This window comes from Sulfurovum sp. bin170 (assembly GCF_010892395.1).
Lineage (GTDB): Bacteria > Campylobacterota > Campylobacteria > Campylobacterales > Sulfurovaceae > UBA1140.
On the sequence record NZ_JAACKB010000217.1, the window covers coordinates 1 to 3,732 of the forward strand.

Annotated in this window: 2 protein-coding genes; both read left to right on the plus strand. The window is 36.1% G+C overall.

All coding sequences use genetic code 11. The features are described from left to right. Positions 1–2,776, plus strand: a 2,776-nt coding sequence (locus GSY74_RS05125; RefSeq protein ID WP_164664031.1) for a hypothetical protein, incomplete at its 5' end; no start/stop codon positions are given. 60 nt (positions 2,777–2,836) lie between these two features. Further along, positions 2,837–3,732, plus strand: an 896-nt coding sequence (locus tag GSY74_RS05130) for a radical SAM protein (protein WP_164664032.1), incomplete at its 3' end; no start/stop codon positions are given.

Consider the following 3,732-nt stretch of genomic DNA (forward strand, 5'->3'; position numbering starts at 1 on the left):
TATGATGAAAAATGGATGCTTTAAAGCACTATTTTTAATATTTTTTAGTTATCAGTTTATATATGCTGATGCTATACTACTCAATGAGTATAATGCGGTTAAGCCAGATGCACAGCCGAGGAATGATGGGTATGACACCTATTTTGGAGATATAGATGGCAATGGAGGTGACTGGATAGAGTTGGTTGTGGTAGAAGACCATCTTGACCTTAGAGGTGCAACCCTCAAGATAAAAAGTGGTAGTACCTCTTTTTTAACAGCAACTTTTCCCTATTTAACAGAGTTTGCTTATTTGCGAAAAGGGACGATAGTTACAGTATCCGAACTGCCAACAGATACCTCTTACTCTCCTATGGATGAAAATAATCCTGATTGGACGATCAATCTGAATGCTAGTGAGCTAGAGAATCAGAATGGAAGTTTTAGAATCACATCGGGTGCAATGGATATCTCTATAGACTCTATGTTTGGTGATATACTCATGCAGAACTCTGGAGAGATTGTTTTGGGATGGGGAATCAGCAATGATGAGGTCTTTAAACTCAAAAAAGATCCATCGGCATCTATTCAGCCTGATGACCCTGCCTATGGGGATGATAAGGGTAAACAGATTATTAGTACATTTGGTTCGCTAAATCAGTGGATAGATAGTGACGATGTGACCATTCATCAAAATTTTGATACACTAAGAGATATTAATAGTAGTATAAATATGGCACTGCTCCTCAATGAGTATGATGCTGTTGACCAAGATAAGAAACTTAAAAAAGATGGTTCTGATAGCTACTTTGGACAGGTAGATGGAAATGGTGGTTCATGGGTAGAGGTTGCTATATTAAAAGATAAAACTGATTTGCGTAAAGCAGAGATTAGAGTATTTGGTAAGTATAATAGTAATAATTTCAAAGCAACTTTTCCAAATATAGAGGTTCTCTCACAACTTAGAAGTGGGACTATCCTTACTATCTCTGATGAAGTTGCAACTGATTTAAGCTATGACCCGTTTAATCCATCTGCTCCTGATTGGAATATCAATATTCACACAAATGATTTAACAACTTTAGAGGGTAAACTTTTAACTGATAATCTAAAGCTAATACTCTCTATCCGTTCAGGAAGTGGTGGTGTGACGATTATGCCTGAGTCAGGAGAGGGTGTTCGTGATTCTTGTACAGATGATAAAGAGATATTTAAGCTCAAAAGAGACCCATCTTTAGCTATTATGCCTGATGACTCTTCTGCTTATGGTGATGACCGTAATAAAAAAGCAGTAAGTACTTTTGGAGCTGAAAATCGGTGGAAAAATAGAAAACAGGATTTCTCAACGCTTCGAGCTATGGCGATGGAAAATAACCTCTATGGTAGAGAGACCTCTCTGATTCTAAACGAATACAATGCCGTTGCCTCTAATAAGTATCTCAAACACAGCGGTATGGATAGCTATTTTGGAAGCGTAGCGGGAAATGGTGGCTCTTGGTTAGAGATGGTGGTAACAAGAGACTATCTTAACCTTCAAAATAGTACCATTAAGATAAGAGAGAATGGCATCGAGACCTTTTCAGCACAAATACCTGAACTCATATCTCTGGCATATCTTAGAAAAGGGACAATGCTTACCATCTCAGATGAGCCTACCAATATGGACTATACACCTTTTGCTCCAAATAGTGATGGTTGGAAGCTTAACCTTAATATAGGTGAGCTTGTCAATCCAATTGGTTCGTTTACCCTTAATGATAACAATATAGATATATCTATTGATAAAAATGGAACCAATATTTTACTTGACCGTAGTGGAGAGTTGATAAGCAATCCTGTTGTGGACAATCAAGAGGTCTATAAATTAAAGGCTGAACCAAGCAAAGATATAACGCCATTTGATAGTAAATATGGTGATGATAGTGATGATGTGGTTATCAGTACCTTTGCTTCTGCAAACCAATGGATTGATGTAAATGGTACACTACAAACACAGAAGTTAACCGTTCGAAAAAATAGTGATTTAAATGAGACTGATGGAATTGTTACTGCCAATGTTGACGGAATGAGACTTAAAGATGGCGAATCGATTCTCTATGTTCCTCAAAATAATAGTCTCTGGATAGCCGATGATAGCTCACATAAAGTCTATGAGATGGATTTGACGACAAAGGAGATAAAAACCGTATTTAGAGATGAAGATTTAGGTTTTTTTGCTCCTGACATACAAGATTCGTGTGAGAATAATATTGGTGCATGTGATGTAGAATCGGTCGCGTATGATGAGAACAACGATACACTCTATATTTTTGTAGGAAGTGCCTCTAGTACCCCAGCGATATTTAAGTTGACCAGAGATGATATTAATGCATCATTTACTCTAAATGATTATAGAAAACTAGATGGTATTGAGTATCCTGCTACACAATTTATAGAGGGTAATTTTATAGTAACACAAAATAGGTCTCTCTATATCTATGATTTTGAGACCAACAGTATTGCAGATGAGCCTATCTATACCATTCCAGGAGCAGGAGGAGTTGTTGGTTTGGCATATGCCAACAATACTCTATGGGCTACCACCGCAAACTTTGAACTTCTAAAAATCAACTGGGAGACCAAAGCGTTGGAGGGTACTTATAATATGAATGACAATGGTATCTTTGACCCTCGTGGTATTGAGATTATCAATAATAGACTCTATATATTAGATGGGATAAATCGAGTGGGTAAGATTGTTAGTATCCCTCAAGGACATCCACTTAAAGGTGCTATTCATATCTATGAAACTCCTTAAAATATAGAGACCAAGTTTTATACTTGGTCTCTTTTAGTAGCAGATAAAAAGGATAAAACAGTGGTCAATCTTCGAAAAGAGTTTATTAACAAAGTGTACTTTAAATATATACGAGATGGGAAATCACCTCTATTACAGTATACAGATAAACTACTAAATTATAGTGAAAAAAAACGCTTGGATGTCAAACATGCTGTTGCACAGAAATATCCAAATATTATCAAAGCTGATGTTGAGATAGTTGCTATGGCATTAACCTCACAGTGCAATTTGAGATGTGAAGGTTGCTCTTATGGTAGAGGGTTTATGCCCAAAGAGCATTTAAGTTTAGATATTGTCAAGGAGACGCTTGATAGTATGAAAGAGATGGGTATACCTTATATTTCGCTTTATGGTGGTGACCCAACCATGATAGGCTCTTCAGATTTAGTGGAGATAGTCTCTTATGCAACAAAACTAGGAATCTACTCAAACTTAGGAACCAATGGAATACTATTAACTCCTAAGTTAATGGACAAGCTTTATGAAGCAGGGCTTAGAAGAGTTTTTATAGGAGTATATGGTATTGGTGAGGAGTATGATAAATATGTTAAACAAAAAGGTGCATTTGATAAACTAGAGCAAAACATAGCCTATATTAGAGAAAAATATCCTGATGTCGCTGTAAACTTGGGATGGCTCCTGATGAAACCAACTTGTAATTTACAGTCTACAGAGGCAATTACTCAATTTATTCAAAAACACTCCATTGATATATATATTACTTTAGTACATTATGATTTTCCATACTTTAACAATGGAGAAGATGAAGAGCTACAACTATTTGAAGAGGATTTACCTCAAATTAAAGAGGTAATAGAAGAGTTTATTCGTCTAAAAAAAGCCTATCCACAGATAATAACAAACTCACTAACAGCACTAAATTCAATACCTGATTGGTTAATCAAAAAAGGAGA